This window comes from Flavobacterium amylolyticum, from assembly GCF_048284335.1.
Classification (GTDB): Bacteria; Bacteroidota; Bacteroidia; order Flavobacteriales; family Flavobacteriaceae; genus Flavobacterium.
In genome coordinates, this window is the sequence record NZ_JBLVPG010000004.1 from 101,234 (window position 1) to 127,238 (window position 26,005).

Below are 26,005 nucleotides of genomic sequence, written 5' to 3' on the forward strand. Positions count from 1 at the left end.
AAAAATCTGCCTTACAGCAGATTTTTTTATATTGCTTTCAAGGCAGCAATAAGTACGTCAATTTCTTCTTTTGTATTATAGTGACTAAAAGAAATGCGTAAACTGGGCTTCTTTAAATCTTCATTCGAAAGCATTTCGGCTAAAACATGCGAAGGCTTTATACTCCCAGATTGACAAGCGCTTCCTCGGGAAACTGCAATTCCTTTCATATCTAAATGAAATAGAATCATAGCCGTTTTATCTTCTGAAAAAGGCAATAAAACATTTAATACGGTGTAGAATCCATCGCTACTCCCATTAATTTCAAAACCTGGAAATTCAATTTCTAGTTGCGTAATTAAATAGCTGCGCAAGTTGGAAATATGGCTGCGCTCCGTTTCTAAATTGCTGTACGAAAGTTCCAGTGCTTTTGCCATGCCTGCTATTTGATGCAATGCCTCGGTTCCTGCACGCAATCCCTTTTCTTGTTCTCCACCAAAGAATAAAGGTTGTAATCCTGAATTCTTTCGAATAAATGCAAACCCAACTCCTTTTGGTCCGTGAAATTTATGAGCACTGGCAACTATAAAATCAACTGTTAAATGCTGCAAATCGATGGCTGTTTTACCAATAGACTGTACCGTATCTGAATGGAATAAAACATTGTGTTCTTCACAAATACGCGCAATTCGTTGCAAATCTAAAATGGTACCTATCTCATTATTTACATGCATCAAGCTAACTAATGTTTTCTTTTCCTGCGAAAGTAATTCCACTAAATCAGTGATATCAATTTCACCATTAGATTTTACTGCCACATAATCAACCTGAATACCGTACTCTTTTTCTAATACTAAAACGGTGTGTAAAACCGCATGATGCTCAATTTTACTGGTTATAATCCGTTTTACTTGCAAGTCTTTTACAGCAGACCGAAGAATCCAATTATTAGCTTCGGTACCACAAGAAGTAAAAATAATTTCCTGTGCAGTTGTATTCAAATGTTTTGCAATTGATTTTCTGGAAAGCTCCAAAATATTTTTAGCACCACGGCCTAAACTGTGGGTAGACGACGGATTTCCATAATCTTCAGTCAATACTTTGGTCATTTCTTGAATCACTTCGGCTCGAAGCGTAGTTGTAGAAGCGTTATCTAGATATACTTTTTTCATTGTTTTTTAAATTATAAAATTATTATAACCCTTCTATTTCTGCTGTGGCAACTTTTGATTTTCTGGAAAAGACTATTTTTTCGTTAAAAACGACTATTGAAACCAAAATTAGGAAATAAGAAAGCAATTGAAGGGAACTTACTTGCTCATTGTAATAAAATATGGCAAGTACAAAATTAATAATAGGGTTAATGTAAATCATAATTCCTACCGCTGAAGAATTGATTCCTTTAAGCGCATAGAGATTTAAAAACAATGGTATAATGGTAAAAAAGACAACAATCATAAACATACAGCTATAAAAAAGGGGCTCGACGGGCATTACTCCGCTGTATTTTGGATAAAAAGGGAGCAGTACAACTGCTGTAAAAATTAATTGAATCGTAAGGCTCAGGAATTTATCCAATTCATTGTTTTTTCGTTGACTTACTAAATACAATGCATAAGTTGCTGCCGTAATAAGACTATAAAATATATCTTGAAAATGATTTAATGACAACAAAATACAACTAAAAATACTGATTGCAACAGCAATCCATTGCCATTTGCTCAGTGTTTCTTTTAACATGAAAAAGGCAAAAACAGTTGTGACAATTGGACAAATTAAGTAGGCCAACGAAGCCGCATTTACACTAACATGATTCATCACATAAATGTAAACAAACCAATTTGAGGAAAGGAATACACCACCTCCAAGTGTCAGTAAAGCAACATTTTTTTGCTGCTTAGGAGAGCTCTTTTTAAAATGATTCCAATTTTGTCTCATCACTTTTCTTCGAAAAATAACATTGATCAATACCATTGTAATTACACTAAAAAACACACGGTAAAATAAAATATCTAACGAAGGATAATTATGCAACGGTTTTAAAGCAAAACTAAAAAAACCCCAGACAAAGAAAGCTAGAAAAGCAGCTGAATAATATTTGTTAAGTCTCATGAACAGTATTAAATTGATACAAATATACAGATTTCTATTTGCTTTAAAATACCTTGATTTCAAAGTATCTTCATTATTTTTTTGATGTTTTAACGAAATTCAAAAAAACAATATCTTGTTAAATAATCTATTTTTAAACGGTAATGTATTTGGAACAAATTAAAAATTCTATTTTTGTTATAAATTTTATAAAATGAAAAAAATCTTAGGCCTGTTGTTTTTTACTTTGTTCCTAAATGGTTGTGATGATGGAGATTTAATTCAGGAAGACATCAATTTTGAAAATGTTAGTACCCAAAATTGCAATACAAACAATATCATCTATAAATTGAAAGATAGTGAAGCACTTATTTTTGAAGCAAATGGAGTCGTTTTACCAACAGAAACAATTGCGCAAGAAATCAACATAAGCAGTTCAAATCGTGTTATTTATCGCTTTTACAATGGTCCTGTAACTACCGCTACTATTTGTGAATCCATCCCTCCGGCTACACCTATTGTTACTGGACAATGGAGTGCTACAGGTGGAAAAATCATAATAAATACAACCGCTGTAAAAACTACAAATGAAACGGACAACAGTACCAAAATTACGGGCTATAATCATAACATAACCTTTAAAAATATAACATTTGATAAAGGAAATGGGACTCAAGTGTATGAGACATTCCCTTTTGGAGACTATTTAATCCCAGCTACGCCATTACCATTTTCTTTTAACAAAACGCTGGAACAATGCAATGGTTCTAAACAATTGTATGATTATAACAGTAGCGAAGCACTCATTCTGGATGTTGATGCAACGCTGATAGTGAATCAAGCAACACCATTAAATACTCCTCGAACAGGATTGATAAGTGATACAAAAAACAAGCTTACGTATCGATTATTTTCTGGTTTACTAACTGATGCTTATTTTTGCAATACTACTTTTCCAACGACACCAGTAATAACTGAAGAATGGATTGGAGTGGCTGGCGTAGCAAATAGTAGTGGCCTAATTGAAGTTACAACTACTGCTTTTGGAAACGGATTTAAACATACCGTAGTACTCAAAAAAGTAAAAATGAGGAAAGGAAACAGCGATTTTAACTTAGGCGATAATTACATTTATGGGGACTTATTAACCACAAATTAACACCAAAAAAAGATATAAAATTTGAGATAAATAAATATTTTTTTAATCTAAAAAAGGTCTAATTTTAAATAAAAATCATTTAAAATTAAACCTTTTTAGAGAATTTTAAAACATTAATAAAGGACTTACATGGCACTTTGCTTGATAAATACTTCTGTCGCCCCTTGACCATATTTTTGATAATTACCTTCTTGAAAAGCGATGTTATCGTACCTGCCTAATAAAAAATCAAGCTCCGCTTTTAGGATTCCTTCCCCCACACCGTGAATAAAAACAATTTTAGGAATGCGATTGCGAATGGCAAATTCAATGTGCCGTTTTGCCGTCTCGGTTTGTAAAGTCAGGATATCATAATTTGACATGCCACGTTTATTCGGTACCAATTTTTCGATGTGCAAATCAAACTCTGGAGCCGCAACTTCGTGTTTATCCTTGCGTTCTTTGACAAAACTTCTGGGTTTTGGCATCTCTTTCTCCTTTGAGATTTCATCTACATTAATTCTTCTAATAGAATCCATTAAATTACTGGAATCGTTAATCTTAACCAACTCGTTGACTAAAAATGTCATCATAAAACCATCCTCCGTTTCTATCGTAATTTGTTTATCCTTGACTGATAACACTATCCCATTCATAGCTTCGTCAAGTACAGAAACCTTATCTCCTTTGTTAAACATTTTCTTCTTCTTTATCTTGATTTTTACTTGGTATCTTAGCACTCAACTGCATCATTCCAATCATAAAAACTACAATTGCAACAATCATTATATACACGTTTTTTTTCGCGCTCACCTGCTCATACAAAGCAACAGTGATAGCAACAATCATTATGGGAATAATAAACTTTTTCATCTTTTAAAATATCAGAGGACAAAAGTAATGAATTTAAAATTGCTCTAATTTATTATAAAACTGTTTGTTATTTTTTCGTAAAATTGTAAAAAGAAAAACCATTGGATTTAAAAAAATACATGCTCCCTTGTCTAAGCAAGACGCTCTTCGGATTAGAGTGTTTGGGCTGTGGTTTTCAAAGAGGTCTTTTACTACTTTTACAAGGTGATTTTTCTGGAGCTTTTAAAATGTATCCGGCTATATTTACCACATTAATTTTTCTTGGAATACTAGGTTTGAATTTCTTAGATTCAACTAGGAATTATAAAAAAATCCTTCTTAGTTCCGCTATCATTAATGGTGTTTTTATGATCGCAGGTTATTTTTTCAAACATTACTAAACAGTCCGTTTACAGTTATAAAACTAAAATATTATTTAATTCTTGATAGAATATCGCCCATCATCTCAATTTGAACTTTCTGAATTTCTATTAATTCTTCTTGTTGATGCATTATGAGATGATCTAGTTTTTCATGTAGCATTCTAATCTCAAGTTCGGATTTAAGATTGATCATATAATCCTTTTTGGCTCTTTCCCTATCTTTTTCTTCTTGGCGATTTTGACTCATCATAATTACCGGCGCTTGAAGAGCAGCAAGACAAGACAGTATTAAATTCAATAAAATAAATGGATAAGGATCAAAACCTTTATCCATCAGAATATAAATATTAGCTAAAATCCACAACAAAATAAATACTCCAAAGAGAATTATAAATTTCCAGCTTCCGCCAAAAGCAGCAACGTTATCCGCTACTTTCTGACCTACGGTTCGAGTACCAATTTCATCTTCTACATCACTAACTAACGACTTATCTTTGGTTAAAGATCCAATTACTTTTGTTTCCAAATTTGACAATTCTCCTATTTCGACTAATAAATAATTAGATATGTATTTTTCACGATACAGGTTCAATTCCCCAATCGCTAAAAACCTAGACTCATCAAAATCAGGAACGTCATTTTGCATGAGTGCCAAAAGAGGATTTCTAATTGATTTAGCCGATATTTTATCCGCAATGGGGAATTCTTTTTTAGAAATATCACTTATAAAAGTAGTTTTGGACTTCATAGTTTGTTTTTTGTGCGCTAATTTAAAAAAACACTTTCATCAAAACTAATTATAGGTCCCTATACATTGAAAATAAAATAGTTATGGAGTACCTTTTTTATCTTAAAAAGATAAATGACAATAACCATTTCATTTTATAACAATTTATTTAAAAAAGTGTCTAAATAAACAAGCTAGCTTTGTATTTATGAAAGAATTAATTCAAAATAGTTCAATATCTTTGTTGCCTGTTTTAAAATTGATAAAAATGGCACTGAATCACAAAAACATTCCTTTACACTACTCTTGTTGCTGTTTTAAAATACTCGCTTTAAAATAGTTTTTACAAATGGATCCCAATTGTAATTTTATCTAACATAAGATTATTACAATAATAAAATTTAGACACTAAACTGCATGAAACCACAAAAATTAGTAGATCTCATAGGAAACACTCCATTGGTAGAATCTACAAATCTGATAAAAAATAAAAACGTAAAACTTTTACTAAAACTCGAAGGAAATAATCCGGGCGGGAGTGTCAAAGATCGAGCAGCGTATAATATGATCAAATCTGCACTGGAAAGAGGAGAGATTAAAAGAGGAGACAAACTTATTGAAGCAACAAGTGGCAACACCGGTATCGCTTTGGCGATGATTGCTCAACTATTCAATATAGAAATCGAGTTGGTACTTCCAGAGGATTCCACTAAAGAACGAACCCAAACCATGCGGGCTTACGGAGCTACTGTAATTTTAACATCCGCTGAAACGGGAATTATAGGTTCCAGAGACTATGCGGATAAAAAAGTAGCAGAAGGTGGTTATATCATGCTCAACCAGTTTGCCAATGAGGACAACTGGAAAGCACATTACAAAACTACTGGCCCTGAAATATGGAAAGATACAGACGGTACTGTTACTCATTTTGTTTCAGCTATGGGAACTACAGGTACCATTATGGGAACTTCAACCTACTTAAAAGAAATGAATCCGGAGATTCAAATTATAGGCGCCCAACCCAGCGACGGGTCTCAAATTCCTGGAATCCGTAAATGGCCTCAGGAATATTTGCCTAAAATTTTTAATGCTTCAAAAGTAGATACAATAATTGAAGTTTCAGAACAAGAAGCGCGTGAGATGACCAAACGTTTGGCTCTTGAAGAAGGAGTTTTTGCAGGAATGAGTAGTGGTGGCTCAGTAGCTGCAGCAATAAAAATTGCAAATACAATAGAGTCTGGTGTAATAGTCGCTATTATTTGTGACCGTGGTGATCGGTATTTGTCCTCTGATTTGTTTGATTGAATTACTTTTAACTAATAAAGCAATCTTCCTTTTTGGTATCTTTAGCTTACACAAAAAAGGTTGTTCATCTTTTGTCTAAAAACCTATTTTATTTTAATGGAAAGAAACTTTTTTTAATTTCTAATCTGGTTAGCAATGAAAAAAACACAATTAGTTTACTGCATTCTATTTATATCAATTGTTATGGGAGGAAAAGTACTGGCCCAAGACTGGCCAAATTTAAATAAATACCAAGATCAAAATGCAAATCTGAAACCAGTACCACCTGGGCAAAAAAGAGTTGTATTTATGGGAGATTCCATAACCGAATTTTGGAGTACAATAAATGCTGACTATTTTACAGACAACCAATATGTAAACCGTGGCATTAGTGGTCAGACTACTCCTCAAATGTTACTTCGTTTTAGAGCGGATGTGATTGCCTTAAAAGCAACTGTTGTGGTAATTTTGGCAGGAATTAATGATATCGCGGGTAATACAGGTCCTTCAACTCTGGATATGATTACAAATAATATTTATTCAATGGCTGAATTAGCAAAAGCTAATAAGATTAAAGTAATTCTTTGTTCTGTTTTACCAGCTAATGATTTCCCTTGGAAACCCTATCAAGATCCAATTACAAAGATCGCAGCACTAAACACTCAATTAAAACGGTATGCAGCCGCAAATCAAATTCTATACCTGGATTATTATTCAACTATGGTAGACGAAAGGAAAGGATTAAAAAAAGCCTACTCTGCGGATGGTGTGCATCCTAATAAAACTGGATATCAGGTTATGGCTCCACTAGTTGAAAAAGCAATACTGCTGGCATTATCAACCAAATAATTGCAAAAGGAATAACTAGGTTAAACATCCACAAATTAAATAGGCTCGACTTATAATTGAGTCGAGCCTATTTTATACATGTGTGTTTTTAAATCAATGTAGCACTCGAGGAAATTGCTGCATTCAACACTTTAGAAATCGGACAGTTTTTTTCAGCTTTGGTAACTAATTCTTGAAAAACATCTTCGGTTATTTCGCTAATTTTTGCTTGTACTGTTAAGTGAGATGTAAGTATTGTTCCATCTACTAAATCAATGGCACATTTGGTTTCAATACTTTCAATTTCAAATCCAGCTTCTCCTATAAATGCTGAAAGTTGCATGGTAAAACAGCCTGCATGAGCTGCCGCAACAAGTTCCTCCGGATTTGTTCCCACACCCTCCTCAAAACGGGATTTAAACGAATATTGAGTTTCGTTTAGTGTTGTACTTTGTGTAGTTAGTTTCCCAGCTCCTTCTTTTAGTGAACCGTTCCATACTGCAGTTGCATTTCTTTTCATAATTATAGAATTTGTGTTTCTCAAATTTAGTTCATTTGTAAAAAAAACACTTTCAGCTATAGAAAAATTTAACAAAATTTTAAAGTTCGTTTTACTACAAAAACTGCTATTCCGCACTTCTTATTAAATAATAAAAGTATCCCAAAGAATTTTCCCAGTAAAGAACTACCAATATCATTTATAATTAAATAAACGTACTCCTTTTCGTATTTATTTGACTATGTTTGTTTGTAATAGAAATACTATTCCCAAAATTTTAATCCGATTCTAGTAAAAAAACTTCCCCCATTGTAAATAGATTAAAAAATCAAAGACTTAGACCATCTCTATGCAGGAAACAATAAAAGAAACGTATGCTGATTTTATCACTTTTTTAAGAAATCCCAAAGATCAAGCGGCTAATCAACTCAATAGAGTTGAACAACTAAAAAAACTCTTCTCAATATTAATAATTGAAATACCCATAATGGGGATTTTAATCCTTCTAATAAGCAGTTTAGAATCGTTGGGACTTCTTGATCCGGACAACCATAAGATTCTGGAGATGATTAAAACTACTCCTGTTATATTGTTGTTAGTCTTAACAGTTTTAATTGGACCTTTTTTTGAAGAACTAATTTTCAGGATGCATCTGCGATATAAAAATAATTATGCAGTGCATTTTATCACTTCATTAGTTTCGCTTTCTGGCGTTAGGAATAAACAAAAAGTAGACGCTTACTTCACAGCTCTTTGGAAAAAAAGATACAAATTTATCTTTTATTGCTCTGCTGCTCTTTTCGGGATTGTTCACATTACTAATTATGAGTTATCCTATAACATCTTACTTTTATCACCAATATTAGTGGCGCCACAAATAATTTCAGGACTTTTCATTGGTTTCCTGAGAGTTCGACATGGATTTGTTCTAGGTTTTCTGATGCACGCCCTTCATAATGCTTTTTTTATAGGGATTCCATTAATTTTTATGTTAAGTACTCCGGAAAAAATCAATATTAAAAACAGCATTTATACAATCGACATAGAGGAAACTAATAATCTTTACGGCTCTAGCTCGCAACAAAATTACCCTGACAGCATGGCCTATAAAAGCGTAAGCCTGAAAACAACATTGTCTTATTTATTGGATATAAATGAAATCGCGCTAAAAACGAATAAAAAAGAAGTATTAAACAAAACAATTAACCTAAACTTTAAAAACAAATCGAAAGACAGTTCCTTAACAAAAAAAATAGTTTTAAATCAATTAGCTAAAAGTTATAATTTTAAAATTCATAAACGCTCAATACTAACTGAGGTCTGGAATTTAAGGGTTGTTAATCCAGAAATATTAGCGAAATACAAAACCACAAATGACTATCCCGAAAACATAATACGCACAAGCACAGAGAAAATTGTGATAAAAAAAGCTAAAATCAAAACACTAGTTAATGCTTTAATCAAAGAAACCAATAAAATTATTTTGGATAAAACAGACCTAAAAACTAATTATAACTTTACGCTTCAAATCAAAAATTTTGAAAATTTAAAAAATCAGTTAAAGAATGAATATGGACTTTCCTTAATCAAACAAAAAATCTATGTAGAATATATCATGATTCTGTTTCCTCAACAAGAATAAATTAAAATCCGATAACTTATATTAAATTATTACAATAATAAGAAGGAATCTATAATAATTACTCCTTATAGGATCCTATTTTATGGTGTTTACTTTATATAATCAAAAAAAACAGAAAATACTGCGCCTTTGTTTACTCCTTCACTATCCACCAAAAGCTTTCCTTGGTATTTTTCAACTATTTTTTTACAAAGATACAATCCAATCCCTGTAGAAGCCTCATTGGCAGTTCCCAATCGACTTCTATTAGTGAATTTTTCAAACAGTTCTTCTTTGTATTTAGGATCAAAACCTATTCCCGAATCTGAAACCAAAAAGGCTATTTTATTATCAATAACACACACCCGAACTTGAATTTCACTCTCAGCAAATGAAAATTTAATCGCATTATCAATTAAGTTTACTAAAACGCGTACTAATAAATCTTCTTCAATTTTTAAAGAGGCTTGATTAAGTTCAATAACCGTATTTAATTTAATTTTTTTAGAAGCTAATTTTTGAGCCACTTGATTGGTCACCAAAATCATAATCTCTTGCAACTGAATTTTATTTGTCTGTAGAATTTTCTTCGAAATTTCTTCTTCATCTTTTATCAACTTAATAAACGTTTCTATAAAGATATACTGCTGATTTGTGGATTGCTTGATCAACTCCGCGTATTCCTGAACTGTTGCCGTTGGATTTTCTTCTAAAATAAGCTCTGCTAATCCTTGAGAATTTCCGGCAAAAGATCTAAAATCATGCGAAAGCAAATAAATCAGATCCTGTTTGTCACTGATGTATTTTTCATTTATCATAATCGATTCCTGAATATTTGACATTAACAAACCTGCTTCATCAGTAAATTCTGTTGGTAACTTCGAAATAACTCTATTATTTCTATAATTATCTAGGGCTTTAGAGGCTACTTCTATGGGTTTGATTAATTTTCTAAGTACCCATAATGTTATACCTGTAGCTATTAATGTCATTATCAATGTAAAAACTACAATTGAATCAGGCGAAGCTGACTGTTTGACATAAACAATAAAAAACAGCAATCCAATCAATGGAATATGAATCCCTATGAAGGTAACAAATAGAAATTTATATGCATAACTGTTTTTGAGAAAACTTATTTTTGATAAACTACGGTACAATTCCATTTAAGATGGTATTTATTAAAGCGGCAAATATACGTTAAAATTGACAGTATAAAATCACACCCTTAATTCTATCCGCCTATTTAAACACAAACAGATTTGATACTTTTTCATTTATATCCCAAAAAACAATGAATCAATAAGTCATTAACTTACATATATTTAAATTATTTTTTATACAACTTTTCTTATTTAATAAATTCCTTTTATTATAAAGCGCTTCACGATAATAACTAAACCTATTTCTTAAATTTAATGACCTTGACATAGATACTATCCGACAGAAAACTTAACTCCGAACAAAAAAACACTTCTTATCGAAAATATTTTGCGATTTGAATTTGTAAAACCATCCAAACGCTTATTTTTGCGCTATGGCAAAGAAAAATACAGACAAAGTTGTCTTTCATCAAATAAAAGTCCTTGATGCTGGAGCAAAAGGCGTTTCGGTAGCAAAAGCTCCCGACGGAAAAGTAGTTTTTATTCCCAATGTGGTTCCTGGTGACGTAGTGGATGTACAGACTTTCAAGAAACGCAAAGCGTATTACGAAGGGAAAGCAGTTCATTTTCATGAATATTCAGAGCATCGCGTAACACCTGTTTGTGAACACTTTGGTGTTTGTGGTGGTTGCAAATGGCAAAATATGAAATACAGCCAACAGTTATTCTACAAGCAAAATGAAGTAAAAAACCATTTGCAACGCATTGGAAAAATAGAACTTCCAGAATTTGAACCGATCCTTGGTTCGGAAAAACAGTTTTTTTACAGGAACAAAATGGAATTTTCATTTTCGAACAGCCGTTGGTTAACCGAAAAGGAAATTGACAGCACGGAAGATTTAGGAAATAGAAACGCCCTTGGTTTTCATATTCCGAAAATGTGGGACAAAATCCTGGACATCAACAAATGTCATCTTCAGGAAGATCCATCAAATGCGATTAGAAATGAAGTGAGAGATTTTGCCAATGCGCATGGCTTGACTTTCTTCAACCCAAGAGACCACGAGGGATTGCTAAGAACTTTGATGTTGCGTACGGCTTCGACTGGTGAAATCATGGTTTTAATTCAGTTTTTTGAAAACGATAAAGCCAACAGAGAATTACTTTTGGATCATCTTTACGAGAAATTCCGTCACATCACTTCTTTGCAATACGTTATCAACAACAAAGCCAACGATACTTTATATGATACTGACATTAAATTATACAAAGGAAGAGATTACATTCTAGAAGAAATGGAAGGACTGAAATTCAGCATTAATGCGAAATCTTTTTATCAAACCAACTCCGATCAAGCGTATGAATTATATAAAATAACGCGCGACTTTGCTGGACTTACCGGAAATGAAATCGTTTATGATCTATACACTGGCACAGGAACTATTGCACAATTTGTTTCAAAAGAAGCAAAAAAAGTTATTGGAGTAGAAAGTGTCCCGGAAGCTATTAAAGATGCTAAATTGAATGCCGAACGGAATGAAATAACCAATTGCGAATTCTATGTAGGAGACATGAAAGTCGTTTTTAACGATAGTTTCATTGCTCAACACGGGCATCCAGATGTAATTATAACGGACCCTCCAAGAGACGGAATGCACAAGGATGTAATTGAACAAATCATGAAAATTGCGCCTGAAAAAGTGGTCTATGTAAGTTGTAATTCAGCTACTCAAGCACGCGATTTAGCTTTGATGGACGAGAAGTACAAAGTAACTCGGGTGCGCCCTGTGGATATGTTTCCACAAACGCATCATGTAGAAAATGTTGTACTTTTGGAAAGAAGATAACGATTGTAGAGATACAATTAACCTTTTTTGATTGCAGATTTACATAAACTGCAATCAAAAAATTTTCAATAAAAAACATGAAAAAAATAATTTTATTCGTTTTTACTGTTGCGTTCTTATTGTCCAGTTGTGAGAAAGATGATATTTGCGATGCAAATACTCCTACAACACCACGTTTGGTGATTGGCTTTTATGATTTTTCGAATCCTTTTGTTTTAAAAAACGTATCAAATCTAAAGGTTGTGGGCGAAGGAATGACCGATGGAATTCTTTTTAACGGCAGCCAGACAACTAGCGGAAACACCATATCTATTCCTTTAAAAACTGTTGGAACGACCACAACTTATAGTTTCATATTAAATTCAGGAAATACAAACCCTGCATTGGTTGATGAAGACATTATAAAATTTGATTACACCACTCAGGAACTTTTTGTATCGAGAGCATGCGGTTACAAAACAATTTTTACACTAAACCCAACAAATCCATATACACATACTGATGCAACAGCTGCTAATCAAAAATGGATGAAATTTATATCGGTTGAAAAAAGTAACATCGAAAACGAAAATGAAATACACATTAAGATCTTTTTTTAGTTTCTGTATCCTATTGTCTTTGACAATAACACATGCTCAGGAACCGAGCCCAAAAAGTGAACCGGTAAAGCAAACTAATCCCGTAAAAAATACCCCAACAAATAGCAAAACGGACCAGATCATTCCTGAAGCTCCTTTATCATTGGTAGATATTAGCTCCGAAGAAAAAAAGAACGATACGATTCCCGTAAAAACTGATCGCTATGGAGTACGCATCGGTGTGGATTTATACAAAGTGACCCGAGCATTATATGACAAGGATTATAAAGGAATTGAATTTGTAGGAGATTATCGATTGACAAAAAAATATTTTTTGGCTGCTGAAATTGGTAACGAAAATAAAACTACGGATGATGACCGTGTTAATTTCACCACGAAAGGGTCCTATATAAAGGCGGGTTTTGATTATAATGCTTATGAAAATTGGCTTGATATGGAAAATATTATTTCTATAGGAATGCGCTATGGTTTTAGTACTTTTAATCAGCAATTAAACAGTTATAGAATTTACAATGCCAACCCCTATTTTGGAGAAGTCCCTGTAATTCCTTCTGGTAAAAAGTTTGATGGTTTATCCGCAAGTTGGATTGAAGTTGTGGCTGGAGTAAAAGCCAAAGTATTTAATAATGTGTTTGTGGGTTTCAGTCTTCGCTTGAACCGATTGGTAACCAACAAAGAACCTGACAATTTTTCTAATTTATATATCCCCGGATTCAACAGAACCTATGACGGGAGTTTTGGAGTAGGTTTCAACTATACTGTTACTTACTTTGTTCCCATTTACAAGAAGAAAGTAAAACCTGCAGTGGTTCCCAAAAAAATTGAAAAGAAAAAATAAATAATTACGAATAGCAGATAAAAAAAATATCGCAACGAAATAAGTTTTCTTTGCGATATTTTTTTTGTAGAATATTATAAAACTATCCTACTTCCTTAATTCCTTTCATGAAAATACATTTCATGAATAATTTTTCCCCGTCCTTGGTTTTTACCGCTTGGAATTTTGGTGATAAAAGTGTTCCTATCACAAATGCGGTTAACGGAATCCAAAAACCTATTAAATTAGTGTAATGCGCTACTATATATCTAGCGGAGATAAATAATATTGCAAAACATCCTAATTGGTATATAAATGCTCGTATTTGTAATTTGGTCATTTTCTGTATGAATGTTAAAAAATTTAAAGTTAAACTATCTAATTATGACTGACTATTCTCTGAAGCTGTATCGGTATTTTCCGAATCCTGAACTTGAAATTTTGTTCTCTTACTACCTTCATACATTTCGTATTTTACCAAACGTGCTTCCAAACTTGCGTTAAAAAGTTTAATCTTTCTGGAAGGTTTCAATCCTACATATTTCAATGCTTCCAGATTTGCAGTAATAAACCAAGCATTTGTCCCTGGATAATTCTTCTTTAGAGTATCTCCAATACTTTTGTAGAATTCTTCCATGTGAATATCCAAACGCTCATCATAAGGTGGATTGAAGACCATGTGCAATTTACCTTGAGATGTTTTTTCGGTATCAAAAAAGTTCTTTTCCTCAATCGAAATATACTCGTCAAGATTGGCATTTTTGATGTTGTCTTTGGCTTTTTGAACGGCACTTGGTGCTTTATCGTAGCCTTTTATCGTATAATGAAACTCTCGAACTCGTTTCAACAAACTATCTGATATACTATCAAACAAATCATTGTCCCAGTCATTCCATTTTTCGAAAGCAAATTCTTTACGGTTAATGTTTGCTGGAATGTTACAGGCAATCATAGCAGCTTCGGCAAGAAATGTTCCGGAACCACACATAGGATCCAAGAAATCGCCCTGACCGTCCCAACCCGAAAGCAATAGAATTCCTGCTGCTAAGACCTCGTTTATAGGAGCAATATTAGTGGCTGTTCTATACCCACGCTGATGCAACGAATTTCCAGAAGTATCCAGTGCTACTGAAACTTGGTCTTTATCGATATGAATATTGATTCTCAAATCAGGATGTACTTTATCAATGCTAGGTCGTTGTCCAGTTCTTTCTCGGAACTGATCCACAATTGCATCTTTACATTTTTGAGAAACAAATTCAGAGTGATTAAAATATTCCGAGTGCACGGTGGCATCAATCACAAAAGTTTGGTTGGCATTAATTAATTTAGACCAATTTACTCCTGAAATACCTTTATACAAAGCTTGTTCATTATTGGCTTTGAAAAAATAAATAGGCTTGAGGATTTTCAATGCAGTACGCAACGCTAAATTCGCTTTGTACATAAACCCTTTATCTCCTTTAAAACTCACCATTCGTACGCCTTGCTCCACGTTTTGTGCGCCTAGCATTTGCAGCTCTTTTGCTAATATCTCCTCAAAACCAAAAAAGGTTTTGGCAACCATTTTATAATTATTTTCCATTGTAAAATCAAGTATTCGGTGCAAAAATACACTAAATTTGCATCAATCGAATTAATTGAAAAATAATAAATGTCTGAATCTAGCAAACCGACTACCGATAATCAACCACAAACACCTGCAAACTGGTATACATCGTGGTTTGACACGCCTTATTACCATATACTTTACAAAGACCGAAATTACAGAGAAGCTCAGATTTTTATGGATAATCTAACCCATTACCTTAATCTTCCGGAAAAAGCAAAAGTAATGGATTTAGCGTGTGGCAAAGGACGCCATTCGATTTATTTGAACCAATTGGGATTTGATGTTCTTGGGGCAGATTTGTCTGAAAACAGTATTGCAGAAGCCAGTAAAAATACGAACGACACCCTGCATTTCAAAGTGCACGACATGCGTGAACCTTTTGAAGAGAAATATGACGCTATTTTCAACTTATTTACCAGTTTTGGTTATTTTGAAAATGACGAAGACAATCTAACTACGCTCAAAGCCATCAAAGAAAGTCTCTCGGAATATGGGTTTGCGGTTATTGACTTTATGAATGTGGCTCATGTTATTGAAACACTGGTTCCTGAAGAAACAAAAACGGTCGAAGGAATTGATTTTTATATCAAACGTTATTTAAAAGACGGGCATATTTACAAAGAAATTGACTTTGAAGATAAAGGTCAAAAATTTCATTTTACTGAAAAAGTGAAAGCTCTTACACTCAAGGATTTTGAGGAATTAATGGAAGAAGCCGGAATTTATTTATTGGATATTTTTGGGGATTATAAACTGAAAAAATTCCACAAAACAGATAGCGAACGCCTCATCATGATTTTCAAATAGTAAATTAATTAATCCAATATGTGATTAACATATAAAAATAGAATAAACGGTTAAGCAACAAATATGAATTACCTTTTACCCTTACTTTCCGTACTCATAGGTTATATCATCGCTTTGATTATAAAACCAAAAAATAAAACGAACCTTAAATTACTATTAGCTTTTAGTGGTTCTTTCTTGCTTTCGCTAACCGTAATGCATTTATTACCGGAAATTTACGAAAGTAGCCATCCTAATATTGGGCTTTTTATCATGTTGGGAATCTTATTTCAAATCATTTTGGAATTTTTTTCTAAAGGTGCCGAACACGGACACGTACATGGACACCCGTTGATGACTCAAATCCCTTGGTTGCTGTTCATCAGTCTTTGTATCCATGCCTTTCTGGAAGGTTTTCCTGTAAACCATCACCCTGATTTAGCCGTAGGAATTGCAATCCATCATTTACCAATTGCCATTATTCTGACTACCTTTTTTATCAATGCAAGTCTGAATAAAAAAGCAATATTTTTCTTCATGATCACCTTTGCAGTCATGACACCCTTAGGAACGCTCTTGTCAAATTATATGCCCCTATTAAATGTATATTATACCGAAATCACAGCTATTGTTATTGGAATATTATTTCATATTTCCTCAACTATTATTTTCGAGAGTAGCGAAGGACATAAGTTTAACATTGCAAAAGTTTCGATGATTGTAATAGGAATTGCTTTGGCGTATTTTATATAATTTTACAATTTGGGCGTGACCACAAGGGTCGGGCTATTCGCTTTAATCTTTTTTCATTACGCTTACGCTACATGATAAAAAGGATTTTCGCTACTATCCCTCACGCAAAAAAATATTGTACGGATAACTCTCGAGTTCTCCCTTCAAAAAACATAACTATGGAATTTACAAAAACCACCGAACAATCCTCAAAATACGACCATTTAGAAAAAATGTCCGTTCAGGAGTTGTTGTCTAATATCAATCAGGAAGACAAAACAGTTCCGCTTGCCGTAGAAAAAGCCTTGCCACAAATTGAAAATTTAGTGACAGAAATCGTAGCCAAAATGAAACTGGGCGGACGATTATTTTATATCGGCGCAGGAACTTCAGGTCGGCTGGGAATTCTTGATGCTTCAGAATGTCCGCCAACCTTTGGTGTTCCTTTCGATTTAGTAATTGGGATAATCGCAGGTGGCGACACTGCAATTCGTAAAGCGGTAGAAAATGCCGAAGACAACGCAAGTCAAGCTTGGGTTGATTTAAAAGCTTTCGATGTCAATGAAAATGATGTCGTTATTGGGATCGCTGCCTCAGGCACGACACCTTATGTCATTGGAGGATTGCAAGCCTGCAATGAAAAGAATGTTACTACTGGAAGTATTTCTTGTAACGCCGGAAGTCCACTTTCGCAAAAAGCAAAATTTCCAATCGAAATAGTTGTAGGACCTGAATTTGTAACCGGAAGCTCCCGTATGAAAGCTGGAACAGCCCAAAAATTAGTACTCAACATGATTACAACCGCTACCATGATTCAACTCGGAAAAGTAAAAGGAAATAAAATGGTCGATATGCAACTGAGCAATAGCAAACTAGTAGATCGCGGCGTAAAAATGATTATGGAAGAAACTCCGACTTCCTATGATGAAGCCGCAGAATTATTGAAAAAACATGGAAGTGTGAGAAAAGCGGTCGATACTTACAATGGCCAATAAAGAAATACAAACGAATTTTTTTCAGCATAATAAAACACTAAACCTCAAATTAAAGAAATGGCAACTAATAAAGAACTATTATCCAAAGGAATCAAATATTTAGCAGGTGCCTTGCCCCTTTTGTTTTTGGGGCCTGTAGTAATTTATAATGCATTTATGAACGAGCATAATATTTGGCACTATTTAGTTTTAGCAATAGGAATAATTGCTTGTTTAGCAGCAATGTTTTTGATGTACTGGGGATTAAAAATAATTATGAAAAGCTTATTTAACGACTAATGGAAAACCTAATTCATGTTCAAAAAACTTTTGAAAAAGTTATTTACATCGATAAAAAAGTAAACAACAGAGAATTTGAAGATTGCATTTTTAAAAACTGTGATTTCTCCAACAATGATTTCTCTTATAGTACTTTTATGGATTGTGAATTTATTGACTGTAATTTAGCCCTAATTAAAATATCAGGAACTAGCTTAAAAGGCATACAATTCAAGAACTGCAAAATGCTCGGTATACAATTTGAAGAATGTGATGATTTTTTATTTAATGTGAGTTTTCAGGAATGCATGTTAGATTATTCTTCGTTTGCCAATAAAAAAATGCCAAAAACAAAATTTAATACCTGTTCGTTGAAAGAGATTACTTTTATAGGAGCTAATCTTGTAAATTCCATTTTTGAAAACAGTAATTTGGAAGGTGCAATTTTTAACAATACCCAATTAGCTGGAGCCGATTTTATAACAGCAATAAACTTTAAAATTGACCCTGAAGTTAATCCCATGAAAAAAGCAAAGTTTTCAACACAAGGAATTGTGGGGCTTTTAGATAAATATGATATTAAAATTCAATAGTAATGCGTTTCGCTCGATTTATTCTTAGTACAAAAAATTAAAATTACACTAAAATGAAAAAAATTATACTTCTCATCCCTATAGTATTATTCCTATCATGTTATGATGCAGAACGCAATTGTTCCGATTTCAAAACAGGAACGTTTAAATTTGAATACAATGTTAATGGTCTAAAAAAAACTACGCTCTTTACGCGCAACGATAGTATAGAAATTGAAACTTTTGAAGGCAAGACGGATACTGCATCGATTCGATGGGTAAATGATTGCGAGTATGTATTACAAAAAATTCACCCAAAAAACATGGCGGAAGAAAAGGCTATTGGAATGAAAATTTTGACAACCTCAAAAAATTCCTATACATTTGAATTTGGAATGGTTGGATCCGATGCAAAACAAAAAGGATCTGTCACTAAAATTGCTGATTAAGTAATATAAATTATAATTAAATAAAGATGGAAGTATTTTTAAATCCGGATGCTTGGGTGGCGTTGTTAACATTAACATTCTTAGAAATTGTATTAGGGATAGACAATATCATTTTCATTTCTATTGCCACCGGAAAATTACCGCTCGAACAGAGAAAAAAAGCTACCAAAGTGGGAATGTTTCTTGCTATGTTTATGAGAATTGCGCTCTTGTTTGGTATCAATTTATTGATTCAAATGAAAGAACCTTGGTTTCATATTGATTTCAGTTGGTTTTCGGCTGGAATTACAGGTCAAAGTCTCATTTTATTAGGAGGCGGACTATTCTTAATTTACAAAAGCACGAATGAAATTCGAGAAAAGGTTGATGAAAAAGGACATGAAGAAAAAGAGTTAGGCAAAGCAGCTACAAAATCATTTCAAAACGTACTATTTCAAATTATTATGATTGATTTAGTTTTCTCCTTTGATAGTATTCTTACAGCGGTAGGAATGACAAATGGTGTAGAGGGTGCTATTTACATTATGATAACTGCAGTAGTGATATCTGTATTAATAATGATGCAATTTGCAGTTCCTGTTGGAAATTTTGTAAACAAACATCCTTCTATTCAGATCTTGGGTTTATCGTTTTTAATCCTAATAGGCTTTATGCTGCTTACTGAAAGTGCACATCTATCTAATGCATTGATCTTTGGCAATCACGTAACACCAGTACCAAAAGGATACCTCTATTTTGCGATCTCTTTTTCTCTATTCGTTGAAGTTTTGAATATGAAAAGTACTAAGAAAAAGAGTAAAGTATAAACAATAAAAAAGCTTCTACAGATGTGGAAGCTTTTTTATAGAGTTACCGTTATCGAATTTTATCAATTTATTAATTACTGAATAATATCATAACACAAAACAAGAACCTGTTAATACCATTAATTATTTAAACTTACTCAATGTAAATACCATAACTTTATTAAATTAAGTGTGTTTACTAATGATAATTAACCCTAATAATATTCCGATATTTTATCTCTCCTTCAGAGATTAATTTATCAATAATCTTATAGTATACTTTCAAAATACCCCAACAATCTACTGATGATGCCTCTTTTTTGATATTTATCCACGCCTTCTTTCTGTATGTTTTCGAAAGTTCTGAAAGTAGAGATAAAAAAAGCTATAAAACACGATATTACAACACTAGTAAGTATTAATATGTCTAAATTTTTCATCTACTTCTTCAATTTAAGATTAAAAAATATTAATAGTCCAACAATAGTTGGAGGCCATAAACCAATAAATACAGCTCTTTCAAAATCTTCTTCTACTAAATAAATATATTCTGAGATGAATATTAATACGATCACGACCACTAAAATAAATAGCTCTGATTTTTTAAATTTTGTAAACATTTTTTTAGATTTAAATTAATTTCACAATAAGAAGACAGTTATTTATTAAAGCTCCACCATTATAAAAGTAAATTTAGTTCTAAATTTCGAAAGACTACTACTTTTGTTTAATTATTTTTCTTAAATAGTAAACAAAATATAAAATTATCTATACGGAAGTAATATGGGTATTACTATCGTGTTTTATAAAAAAAACGAGCAAAAAAACTTGCTTTTGGCTCATAATCCTTAAAGTTCATGTCTAATAAGGATATGACTGATCTTGTAGTTATTATTTTTGTAATAAAATTGGGCAAATTAACTAGAATATTATACAATTTAGATCTATAATTCTTGACTTAAAAAAACAACTAATGAGCGTTCAATAATTGTTCCTTTATAGACAAGTAGTACCTAAGAAAAAAAAAGAGTACCAAGAAATAATTAATTCATACCGTTTTACTAGATCTAAACGGAATAAATCATACAATACTTACTGTACATTACTATGCTTTCAACTTACGAAAAACTCAAACCGATCTGACCATCATCATTGAGTTGAGTAGTTCCCTCACCACTTTCTATTTGAGTTTCTCCAGCAACTTCAAATTCTTCCGGGATTACTTCTAGTGGAATTTCGTATGGCAAAGATTCTAATAGGTTCACTTGTTTTAATTTATCGGTTGTCAATTGATTCCCTAAAGCTTTAAATCCTTTTAAAGCTATGAAAGATTCGATATCCACGGTAATATTCTCTTTTTGAACTCCTTTTACTTTAGTAAACACTATTTCGGCAACAGGCCGATAGTCCGTTGATACAATTTCAAGATTTGAGTTAGGATGTTCTGTAATAAAACTTTCTTCTTTATTCTCTGTTTCCACTAAGAAACGCTTGATGTAGTAGCGCTCTTTCTCACCATCAAAATAAATAGCTGAAATTGGTTTTTTAGGAACCCATTTTTCCAAAACTACCATATCTTCATCAAAATGTGTAGACAATTCTGGTGTAATTACTTTAATTTTTCCAGATTGCGTTATGACCAAAATTTTATCATTAGGTCTAAACTCCCCTAATAATTCACCTCTTGCATCCACATTTAATCGTTGAACGGTATCATCAAACCAAACTTTTCTTGGCAGTAAGGTAGAAATTCCTTTCTCTTTCAATTCTATTTTTTTAATCGGATATTTAGTAACTAAATTTCCTTTGGATGCACGTCCCTTTATGGCTAAACTGGCAAAATCAATATCAAATTTAAGTTTTTTGACACTTCCTACCTGACGCAATAATATCGTGATAACTTCAGCTTCGCCATTTGGATTACAAGAGAAATATACTACTTGAGAACCTGCAGTTTCATTGGTTAAATCATAGGCTTTATCTCGAGTTACTCCCGAAACATTAAAACGTTTTATATAGGAAGGACCCGATTTTCCGTCACGATAAATCATATTATAAATCGTGCGCTTATCGCTTTTGTCAAAAATAGCAATGTGAATAATATCCTTACCCACAAAAGTTTTGGCGTCCACTTTGGTAATCATCATTTTCCCGTCACGCAGAAAAACAATTACATCATCAATATCAGAGCAGTCGGTTACGTATTCGTCTTTTTTCAAGCTCGTTCCTACGAATCCCTCTTCTTTATTGACATATAATTTGGTGTTTCTCAACACTACTTTGGTTGCCTCGATATCATCAAATATGCGAAGTTCCGTTTGACGTTCCCTCCCTTTTCCGTATTTTTCTTTTAACTTGGTAAAATAGGCAATTGCAAAATCAATCAAATGTTCTAAATCGTGTTTAACTTGCTCTATATCTCCTTCTAGCGACTCAATTTTATCTTGTGCTTTATTGCTGTCAAATTTAGAAATACGCATGATTCGAATATCCAGCAAACGCAGAATATCGTCTTCGGTAACTGCTCGTTTTAAGTGTTGCGTGTGTGGTTTCAAACCATCATCAACCGATTTGATTACGCCTTCTCTAGTAGTTTCTTCTTCAATGTCACGATAGATTTTATTCTCGATAAAAATACGTTCCAAAGAAAGAAAATGCCATTGTTCCTCCAATTCGCTCAATTGAATTTCGAGTTCACTTTTTAGTAATTGTACAGTTCTGTTGGTTGAGATTTTCAACATCGCAGAAACCCCAATAAACAACGGTTTATTGTCTTCAATCACACAACCTAATGGTGCTACTGAAGTTTCACAAGCCGTGAAGGCAAACAATGCATCAATCGTTTTATCTGGTGAAACACCTGGAAAAAGGTGAATTAAAATTTCGACCTCAGCAGCAGTATTATCCTCTATTTTCTTGATCTTGATTTTCCCTTTATCATTCGCCTTCAAAATACTGTCAATCAAAGTAGTCGTATTGGTTGAAAACGGAATTTGGGTAATCACCAAGGTGTTTTTGTCGAGCTGAGCAATTTTGGCCCGAACCCGAACCCGACCGCCACGCAAACCATCATTATAATTAGACACATCGGCAATACCTTGTGTCATAAAATCCGGATAAATCGTAAATGGTTTTCCTTTCAGAATTTTTATTGACGAATCGATCAACTCGTTAAAATTATGGGGCAGTACTTTCGTTGAAAGCCCTACCGCAATCCCTTCAGCGCCAGAAGCCAATAATAAAGGAAATTTCACCGGAAGATTATTGGGCTCCGCTCGTCGGCCGTCATAAGATACGCCCCAATCAGTAATTTTCGGACTATAAATAACCTCCAAAGCAAATTTAGACAAACGCGCTTCAATGTAACGAGAAGCCGCAGCACCATCTCCTGTTAGTATATTTCCCCAGTTTCCCTGACAATCAATCAACAGTTCTTTCTGGCCAATTTGCACCATCGCATCACCAATACTCTGATCTCCGTGAGGATGATACTGCATGGTGTGCCCAACAACATTGGCAACTTTGTTATAGCGACCGTCGTCTAATTCCTTTAAAGAGTGCATAATACGACGTTGCACAGGCTTGAAACCATCCTCAATCGCAGGAACCGCACGCTCTAGAATTACATAAGACGCATAATCCAGAAACCAATCTTTGTACATTCCCGTAACCTTGGTGATCGTATCGTTTTCGTCTTCTTTATTATCGTAAAAATGCTGGCCTTCAGAAGATTTTTCTTCAGATTGAGTTTCATCAATTGAATTCTCCTCTTCTTGACCTTCTGGTAATATGTTATCGTCGTCTTCGTCTTTCATTACATATATGCTACTAAATAGTAATCAATTATAATTTTGTCCTAAAAATTCTAAAAAGAATATTTTTCTTTACAAACATGTTCTTTCGTATAAATTTTATTTCCGTTTTGATCTAACTTTTTTTTCATAACAAAATCGCATTCTTTATGATCGTTGCTTTTTAAAATAAAGAAAGTAGCTGAAAAACTAATCACAAATAGGAAAAAAATAAAAATAAGTGTTTTTTTTGGAGGCATAGTTTAACTATTTAATTTTTCTCAATTACGTCTAATTCTACTTTCAAATTCTTGATGATAAATTCTTGTCTGTCTGGTGTATTTTTCCCCATATAAAAAGACAATAATTGCTCAATCGATGTATTTTTGTCCATCATAACAGGATCCAAACGTATCGTTTCACCAATAAAATTTTTGAATTCATCTGGAGAAATTTCTCCCAATCCTTTAAATCGTGTGATTTCTGGTTTTGGTTTTAGTTTTTCTATTGCGGCTTTTCGTTCTTCATCAGAATAACAATAAATTGTTTCCTTCTTGTTTCGAACTCTAAAAAGTGGCGTTTGCAAAATGTACAAATGCCCTTCTTTTATCAATTCCGGAAAAAATTGTAAGAAAAAAGTAATCAATAGTAATCGGATGTGCATTCCATCGACATCAGCATCAGTTGCAATCACAATATTATTATACCTCAATTTTTCTAAACCATCCTCAATATCCAGCGCTGCTTGCAACAGATTAAATTCTTCATTTTCATAAACAATTTTCTTACTCATTCCATAGGAATTCAAAGGTTTTCCACGTAAACTGAAAACGGCCTGCGTATTTACATCCCGAGATTTGGTAATGGATCCTGATGCAGAATCTCCCTCTGTAATAAAAAGGGTACTTTCCAGATTTTTAGGATTTTTAGTGTCTGGTAGATGCGCCCGGCAATCTCTTAGTTTCTTGTTATGCAAATTCGCTTTCTTGGCACGATCTGTTGCTAATTTCCTAATACCTGACAATTCTTTGCGCTCTCTTTCGGCTTGAATAATTTTCCGTAACAATGCTTCTGCAGTCGGAGGATTCTTGTGTAAATAATTATCTAATTTCGTTTTCACAAAATCATTAACAAAAGTGCGCACTGAAGGCATTCCTGGCTCTGAACCCATATCCGTTGAACCTAATTTAGTTTTAGTCTGTGACTCAAAAACAGGTTCCATTACTTTGATGCTTACAGCGGTAACAATAGATTTTCGTACATCCGAAGCTTCAAAGCTTTTATTGTAAAATTCCCTGATGGTTTTCACTATCGCTTCCCGGTAGGCTGCTAAATGCGTTCCTCCTTGTGTGGTATTTTGTCCGTTTACAAACGAATGGTATTCTTCGCTATATTGTGTTTTACTGTGTGTTAAAGCAATTTCGATATCATCCCCTTTCAAATGAATGATTGGATATTCTAAATCATCAGTGTGGATGGTCTCTTCCAGTAAATCTTTTAAACCATTCTCTGAAAAGTATTTTTCGCCATTGAAAATAATAGTCAAACCATTGTTTAAATAACAATAGTTTTTAAGCATTTTAATTATATATTCATATCGAAATTTATAATTTTTGAAAATCGCTTCATCCGGTATAAAAGTAACTTTAGTCCCTTTTCGTTTAGTCGTTTCAATAATATCTTCTTCAAGAACAAGATTTCCTGCCGAAAATTCAGCGGCTTTTTGTTTTTCGTCCCGAACGGATTCTACACGAAAATAATTAGACAATGCATTTACGGCCTTTGTTCCCACTCCATTCAAACCAACCGATTTCTTAAATGCCAATGAATCGTATTTCCCACCCGTATTCATTTTAGAAACTACATCAATCACTTTACCCAATGGAATTCCACGACCATAATCTCGAACAGTGACAGTTTTATCTTTGATTGTCACCTCGATAGTTTTGCCGGCACCCATGACAAATTCATCGATGCAGTTATCCAATACTTCTTTTAACAGAATGTAAATACCATCATCTGGGGAAGATCCGTCGCCCAGTTTCCCAATATACATTCCGGGACGCATGCGAATGTGTTCTTTCCAGTCGAGTGACCGAATATTATCTTCGGTATATTGATTTTGATCGGACATTGTAAATTTTGTGGATTTGGTGCTAATGTAGTGTAATTCGATAAAATTTAAAACAGGAATGCGTCAAAGTTATTAAGAATACTATTGACAACCAATGGAAGATTTAGTATTAACGAGTTTAGA

The 26,005-nt window shown here is 33.3% G+C and carries 27 protein-coding genes; 15 read left to right on the forward strand and 12 right to left on the reverse strand.

Annotated elements, in window-relative coordinates:
- Nucleotides 1–26 precede the first annotated feature (26 nt).
- Together ACNQF9_RS13525 and ACNQF9_RS13530 are read right to left on the reverse strand one after the other, a co-directional pair.
- Complete coding sequence (locus ACNQF9_RS13525; RefSeq protein ID WP_417961411.1) at nt 27–1,151, reverse strand: cysteine desulfurase family protein; 1,125 nt, start codon at nt 1,149–1,151, stop codon at nt 27–29.
- Nucleotides 1,152–1,173: 22 nt separating this feature from the next.
- On the reverse strand, nt 1,174–2,091 hold the full coding sequence (locus tag ACNQF9_RS13530) for an EamA family transporter (RefSeq protein ID WP_417961413.1): 918 nt from the start codon (nt 2,089–2,091) through the stop codon (nt 1,174–1,176).
- Nucleotides 2,092–2,284: 193 nt separating this feature from the next.
- Here ACNQF9_RS13530 and ACNQF9_RS13535 point away from each other — a divergent pair, with 193 nt between their 5' ends.
- Nucleotides 2,285–3,229 (forward strand): hypothetical protein, encoded by a 945-nt coding sequence (locus tag ACNQF9_RS13535; protein ID WP_417990404.1) that lies wholly within the window; start codon nt 2,285–2,287, stop codon nt 3,227–3,229.
- Nucleotides 3,230–3,354: 125 nt separating this feature from the next.
- Here the strand turns inward: ACNQF9_RS13535 and ACNQF9_RS13540 are convergent, their stop codons facing one another.
- Both ACNQF9_RS13540 and ACNQF9_RS13545 read right to left on the reverse strand, forming a co-directional pair.
- Nucleotides 3,355–3,906, reverse strand: coding sequence for a Smr/MutS family protein (locus ACNQF9_RS13540; RefSeq protein WP_417990405.1), 552 nt, complete (start codon nt 3,904–3,906; stop codon nt 3,355–3,357).
- Nucleotides 3,899–4,081, reverse strand: a complete 183-nt coding sequence (locus ACNQF9_RS13545) for a hypothetical protein (RefSeq protein WP_417961419.1) — start codon at nt 4,079–4,081, stop codon at nt 3,899–3,901. Before ACNQF9_RS13545 ends, ACNQF9_RS13540 begins: the two co-directional genes overlap by 8 nt.
- A 119-nt stretch (nt 4,082–4,200) precedes the next feature.
- On the opposite strand from ACNQF9_RS13545, the gene ACNQF9_RS13550 reads away from it, so the two are divergent.
- Nucleotides 4,201–4,461, forward strand: a complete 261-nt coding sequence (locus ACNQF9_RS13550; protein WP_417961421.1) for a DUF2752 domain-containing protein — start codon at nt 4,201–4,203, stop codon at nt 4,459–4,461.
- Between the two features lie 31 nt (nt 4,462–4,492).
- Here ACNQF9_RS13550 and ACNQF9_RS13555 read toward each other — a convergent pair whose 3' ends face one another.
- Complete coding sequence (locus ACNQF9_RS13555) at nt 4,493–5,191, reverse strand: DUF1003 domain-containing protein (protein WP_417990406.1); 699 nt, start codon at nt 5,189–5,191, stop codon at nt 4,493–4,495.
- A 396-nt stretch (nt 5,192–5,587) separates the two neighbouring features.
- On the opposite strand from ACNQF9_RS13555, the gene cysM reads away from it, so the two are divergent.
- Both cysM and ACNQF9_RS13565 read left to right on the forward strand, forming a co-directional pair.
- Nucleotides 5,588–6,475, forward strand: a complete 888-nt coding sequence (gene cysM / locus ACNQF9_RS13560; RefSeq protein WP_417990407.1) for a cysteine synthase CysM — start codon at nt 5,588–5,590, stop codon at nt 6,473–6,475.
- A gap of 135 nt (nt 6,476–6,610) precedes the next feature.
- Nucleotides 6,611–7,303, forward strand: a complete 693-nt coding sequence (locus tag ACNQF9_RS13565; protein ID WP_417990408.1) for an SGNH/GDSL hydrolase family protein — start codon at nt 6,611–6,613, stop codon at nt 7,301–7,303.
- Between the two features lie 88 nt (nt 7,304–7,391).
- Here the strand turns inward: ACNQF9_RS13565 and ACNQF9_RS13570 are convergent, their stop codons facing one another.
- A complete protein-coding gene (locus tag ACNQF9_RS13570; RefSeq protein WP_417961429.1) occupies nt 7,392–7,802 on the reverse strand; it encodes an OsmC family peroxiredoxin in 411 nt (136 codons plus the stop codon).
- A gap of 328 nt (nt 7,803–8,130) precedes the next feature.
- Here ACNQF9_RS13570 and ACNQF9_RS13575 point away from each other — a divergent pair, with 328 nt between their 5' ends.
- Nucleotides 8,131–9,423: a CPBP family intramembrane glutamic endopeptidase gene (locus tag ACNQF9_RS13575; RefSeq protein WP_417990409.1), complete on the forward strand. Its 1,293-nt coding sequence runs from the start codon at nt 8,131–8,133 to the stop codon at nt 9,421–9,423.
- Between the two features lie 89 nt (nt 9,424–9,512).
- Here the strand turns inward: ACNQF9_RS13575 and ACNQF9_RS13580 are convergent, their stop codons facing one another.
- The gene (locus tag ACNQF9_RS13580; RefSeq protein WP_417990410.1) at nt 9,513–10,568 is read right to left on the reverse strand and encodes a sensor histidine kinase; all 1,056 of its coding nucleotides are present in this window, start codon (nt 10,566–10,568) and stop codon (nt 9,513–9,515) included.
- A gap of 371 nt (nt 10,569–10,939) precedes the next feature.
- On the opposite strand from ACNQF9_RS13580, the gene rlmD reads away from it, so the two are divergent.
- The 3 genes from rlmD to ACNQF9_RS13595 all read left to right on the forward strand — a co-directional run bounded on the left by rlmD (nt 10,940) and on the right by ACNQF9_RS13595 (nt 13,789).
- On the forward strand, nt 10,940–12,352 hold the full coding sequence (rlmD, locus tag ACNQF9_RS13585) for a 23S rRNA (uracil(1939)-C(5))-methyltransferase RlmD (RefSeq protein ID WP_417990411.1): 1,413 nt from the start codon (nt 10,940–10,942) through the stop codon (nt 12,350–12,352).
- Between the two features lie 77 nt (nt 12,353–12,429).
- The gene (locus tag ACNQF9_RS13590; protein ID WP_417990412.1) at nt 12,430–12,951 is read left to right on the forward strand and encodes a DUF6452 family protein; all 522 of its coding nucleotides are present in this window, start codon (nt 12,430–12,432) and stop codon (nt 12,949–12,951) included.
- On the forward strand, nt 12,923–13,789 hold the full coding sequence (locus ACNQF9_RS13595) for a DUF6048 family protein (RefSeq protein WP_417990413.1): 867 nt from the start codon (nt 12,923–12,925) through the stop codon (nt 13,787–13,789). The genes ACNQF9_RS13590 and ACNQF9_RS13595 overlap by 29 nt, the downstream gene beginning before the upstream one ends.
- Before the next feature lie 82 nt (nt 13,790–13,871).
- Here ACNQF9_RS13595 and ACNQF9_RS13600 read toward each other — a convergent pair whose 3' ends face one another.
- On the reverse strand, nt 13,872–14,108 hold the full coding sequence (locus tag ACNQF9_RS13600) for a hypothetical protein (protein WP_417990414.1): 237 nt from the start codon (nt 14,106–14,108) through the stop codon (nt 13,872–13,874).
- Between the two features lie 42 nt (nt 14,109–14,150).
- Nucleotides 14,151–15,353 (reverse strand): THUMP domain-containing class I SAM-dependent RNA methyltransferase, encoded by a 1,203-nt coding sequence (locus ACNQF9_RS13605; RefSeq protein WP_417961445.1) that lies wholly within the window; start codon nt 15,351–15,353, stop codon nt 14,151–14,153.
- Between the two features lie 69 nt (nt 15,354–15,422).
- On the opposite strand from ACNQF9_RS13605, the gene ACNQF9_RS13610 reads away from it, so the two are divergent.
- The 7 genes from ACNQF9_RS13610 (at nt 15,423) to ACNQF9_RS13640 (ending at nt 19,978) form a co-directional block, all read left to right on the forward strand.
- The gene (locus tag ACNQF9_RS13610; RefSeq protein ID WP_417961447.1) at nt 15,423–16,187 is read left to right on the forward strand and encodes a class I SAM-dependent DNA methyltransferase; all 765 of its coding nucleotides are present in this window, start codon (nt 15,423–15,425) and stop codon (nt 16,185–16,187) included.
- Nucleotides 16,188–16,250: 63 nt separating this feature from the next.
- A complete protein-coding gene (locus ACNQF9_RS13615; RefSeq protein ID WP_417961449.1) occupies nt 16,251–16,919 on the forward strand; it encodes a ZIP family metal transporter in 669 nt (222 codons plus the stop codon).
- A gap of 158 nt (nt 16,920–17,077) precedes the next feature.
- Nucleotides 17,078–17,893: an N-acetylmuramic acid 6-phosphate etherase gene (gene murQ, locus ACNQF9_RS13620; protein ID WP_417990415.1), complete on the forward strand. Its 816-nt coding sequence runs from the start codon at nt 17,078–17,080 to the stop codon at nt 17,891–17,893.
- A gap of 57 nt (nt 17,894–17,950) precedes the next feature.
- The gene (locus tag ACNQF9_RS13625) at nt 17,951–18,172 is read left to right on the forward strand and encodes a DUF6095 family protein (protein ID WP_417961453.1); all 222 of its coding nucleotides are present in this window, start codon (nt 17,951–17,953) and stop codon (nt 18,170–18,172) included.
- A complete protein-coding gene (locus tag ACNQF9_RS13630; RefSeq protein WP_417990416.1) occupies nt 18,172–18,744 on the forward strand; it encodes a pentapeptide repeat-containing protein in 573 nt (190 codons plus the stop codon). Before ACNQF9_RS13625 ends, ACNQF9_RS13630 begins: the two co-directional genes overlap by 1 nt.
- A gap of 53 nt (nt 18,745–18,797) precedes the next feature.
- Nucleotides 18,798–19,172: a DNA topoisomerase IV gene (locus ACNQF9_RS13635; RefSeq protein WP_417961457.1), complete on the forward strand. Its 375-nt coding sequence runs from the start codon at nt 18,798–18,800 to the stop codon at nt 19,170–19,172.
- 26 nt (nt 19,173–19,198) lie between these two features.
- Nucleotides 19,199–19,978 (forward strand): TerC family protein, encoded by a 780-nt coding sequence (locus ACNQF9_RS13640; RefSeq protein WP_417990417.1) that lies wholly within the window; start codon nt 19,199–19,201, stop codon nt 19,976–19,978.
- A gap of 248 nt (nt 19,979–20,226) precedes the next feature.
- Here ACNQF9_RS13640 and ACNQF9_RS13645 read toward each other — a convergent pair whose 3' ends face one another.
- The 3 genes from ACNQF9_RS13645 to ACNQF9_RS13655 all read right to left on the reverse strand — a co-directional run bounded on the left by ACNQF9_RS13645 (nt 20,227) and on the right by ACNQF9_RS13655 (nt 25,882).
- Nucleotides 20,227–20,397, reverse strand: a complete 171-nt coding sequence (locus ACNQF9_RS13645) for a hypothetical protein (RefSeq protein ID WP_417961461.1) — start codon at nt 20,395–20,397, stop codon at nt 20,227–20,229.
- 678 nt (nt 20,398–21,075) lie between these two features.
- Nucleotides 21,076–23,772 carry a DNA gyrase/topoisomerase IV subunit A gene (locus ACNQF9_RS13650; protein WP_417990418.1) on the reverse strand — a complete coding sequence of 899 codons (2,697 nt, stop codon included), beginning with the start codon at nt 23,770–23,772 and terminating at the stop codon, nt 21,076–21,078.
- A gap of 247 nt (nt 23,773–24,019) precedes the next feature.
- Nucleotides 24,020–25,882 carry a DNA topoisomerase IV subunit B gene (locus ACNQF9_RS13655; RefSeq protein ID WP_417990419.1) on the reverse strand — a complete coding sequence of 621 codons (1,863 nt, stop codon included), beginning with the start codon at nt 25,880–25,882 and terminating at the stop codon, nt 24,020–24,022.
- Nucleotides 25,883–26,005 lie beyond the last annotated feature (123 nt).

Bases quoted from the DNA above. Each gene is read 5' to 3' on its own strand.
- ACNQF9_RS13565 (WP_417990408.1), top strand. From the start codon at position 6,611: ATGAAAAAAACACAATTAGTTTACTGCATTCTATTTATATCAATTGTT.
- ACNQF9_RS13655 (WP_417990419.1), bottom strand. From the start codon at position 25,882: ATGTCCGATCAAAATCAATATACCGAAGATAATATTCGGTCACTCGAC.
- ACNQF9_RS13605 (WP_417961445.1), bottom strand. From the start codon at position 15,353: ATGGAAAATAATTATAAAATGGTTGCCAAAACCTTTTTTGGTTTTGAG.
- ACNQF9_RS13550 (WP_417961421.1), top strand. From the start codon at position 4,201: ATGCTCCCTTGTCTAAGCAAGACGCTCTTCGGATTAGAGTGTTTGGGC.
- ACNQF9_RS13640 (WP_417990417.1), top strand. From the start codon at position 19,199: ATGGAAGTATTTTTAAATCCGGATGCTTGGGTGGCGTTGTTAACATTA.
- ACNQF9_RS13615 (WP_417961449.1), top strand. From the start codon at position 16,251: ATGAATTACCTTTTACCCTTACTTTCCGTACTCATAGGTTATATCATC.
- ACNQF9_RS13645 (WP_417961461.1), bottom strand. From the start codon at position 20,397: ATGAAAAATTTAGACATATTAATACTTACTAGTGTTGTAATATCGTGT.
- ACNQF9_RS13540 (WP_417990405.1), bottom strand. From the start codon at position 3,906: ATGTTTAACAAAGGAGATAAGGTTTCTGTACTTGACGAAGCTATGAAT.
- ACNQF9_RS13595 (WP_417990413.1), top strand. From the start codon at position 12,923: ATGAAATACACATTAAGATCTTTTTTTAGTTTCTGTATCCTATTGTCT.
- ACNQF9_RS13545 (WP_417961419.1), bottom strand. From the start codon at position 4,081: ATGAAAAAGTTTATTATTCCCATAATGATTGTTGCTATCACTGTTGCT.
- ACNQF9_RS13600 (WP_417990414.1), bottom strand. From the start codon at position 14,108: ATGACCAAATTACAAATACGAGCATTTATATACCAATTAGGATGTTTT.
- ACNQF9_RS13625 (WP_417961453.1), top strand. From the start codon at position 17,951: ATGGCAACTAATAAAGAACTATTATCCAAAGGAATCAAATATTTAGCA.
- ACNQF9_RS13630 (WP_417990416.1), top strand. From the start codon at position 18,172: ATGGAAAACCTAATTCATGTTCAAAAAACTTTTGAAAAAGTTATTTAC.
- ACNQF9_RS13530 (WP_417961413.1), bottom strand. From the start codon at position 2,091: ATGAGACTTAACAAATATTATTCAGCTGCTTTTCTAGCTTTCTTTGTC.
- ACNQF9_RS13555 (WP_417990406.1), bottom strand. From the start codon at position 5,191: ATGAAGTCCAAAACTACTTTTATAAGTGATATTTCTAAAAAAGAATTC.
- ACNQF9_RS13570 (WP_417961429.1), bottom strand. From the start codon at position 7,802: ATGAAAAGAAATGCAACTGCAGTATGGAACGGTTCACTAAAAGAAGGA.
- rlmD (WP_417990411.1), top strand. From the start codon at position 10,940: ATGGCAAAGAAAAATACAGACAAAGTTGTCTTTCATCAAATAAAAGTC.
- ACNQF9_RS13610 (WP_417961447.1), top strand. From the start codon at position 15,423: ATGTCTGAATCTAGCAAACCGACTACCGATAATCAACCACAAACACCT.
- ACNQF9_RS13580 (WP_417990410.1), bottom strand. From the start codon at position 10,568: ATGGAATTGTACCGTAGTTTATCAAAAATAAGTTTTCTCAAAAACAGT.
- ACNQF9_RS13535 (WP_417990404.1), top strand. From the start codon at position 2,285: ATGAAAAAAATCTTAGGCCTGTTGTTTTTTACTTTGTTCCTAAATGGT.
- ACNQF9_RS13575 (WP_417990409.1), top strand. From the start codon at position 8,131: ATGCAGGAAACAATAAAAGAAACGTATGCTGATTTTATCACTTTTTTA.
- cysM (WP_417990407.1), top strand. From the start codon at position 5,588: ATGAAACCACAAAAATTAGTAGATCTCATAGGAAACACTCCATTGGTA.
- ACNQF9_RS13525 (WP_417961411.1), bottom strand. From the start codon at position 1,151: ATGAAAAAAGTATATCTAGATAACGCTTCTACAACTACGCTTCGAGCC.
- ACNQF9_RS13590 (WP_417990412.1), top strand. From the start codon at position 12,430: ATGAAAAAAATAATTTTATTCGTTTTTACTGTTGCGTTCTTATTGTCC.
- murQ (WP_417990415.1), top strand. From the start codon at position 17,078: ATGGAATTTACAAAAACCACCGAACAATCCTCAAAATACGACCATTTA.
- ACNQF9_RS13635 (WP_417961457.1), top strand. From the start codon at position 18,798: ATGAAAAAAATTATACTTCTCATCCCTATAGTATTATTCCTATCATGT.
- ACNQF9_RS13650 (WP_417990418.1), bottom strand. From the start codon at position 23,772: ATGAAAGACGAAGACGACGATAACATATTACCAGAAGGTCAAGAAGAG.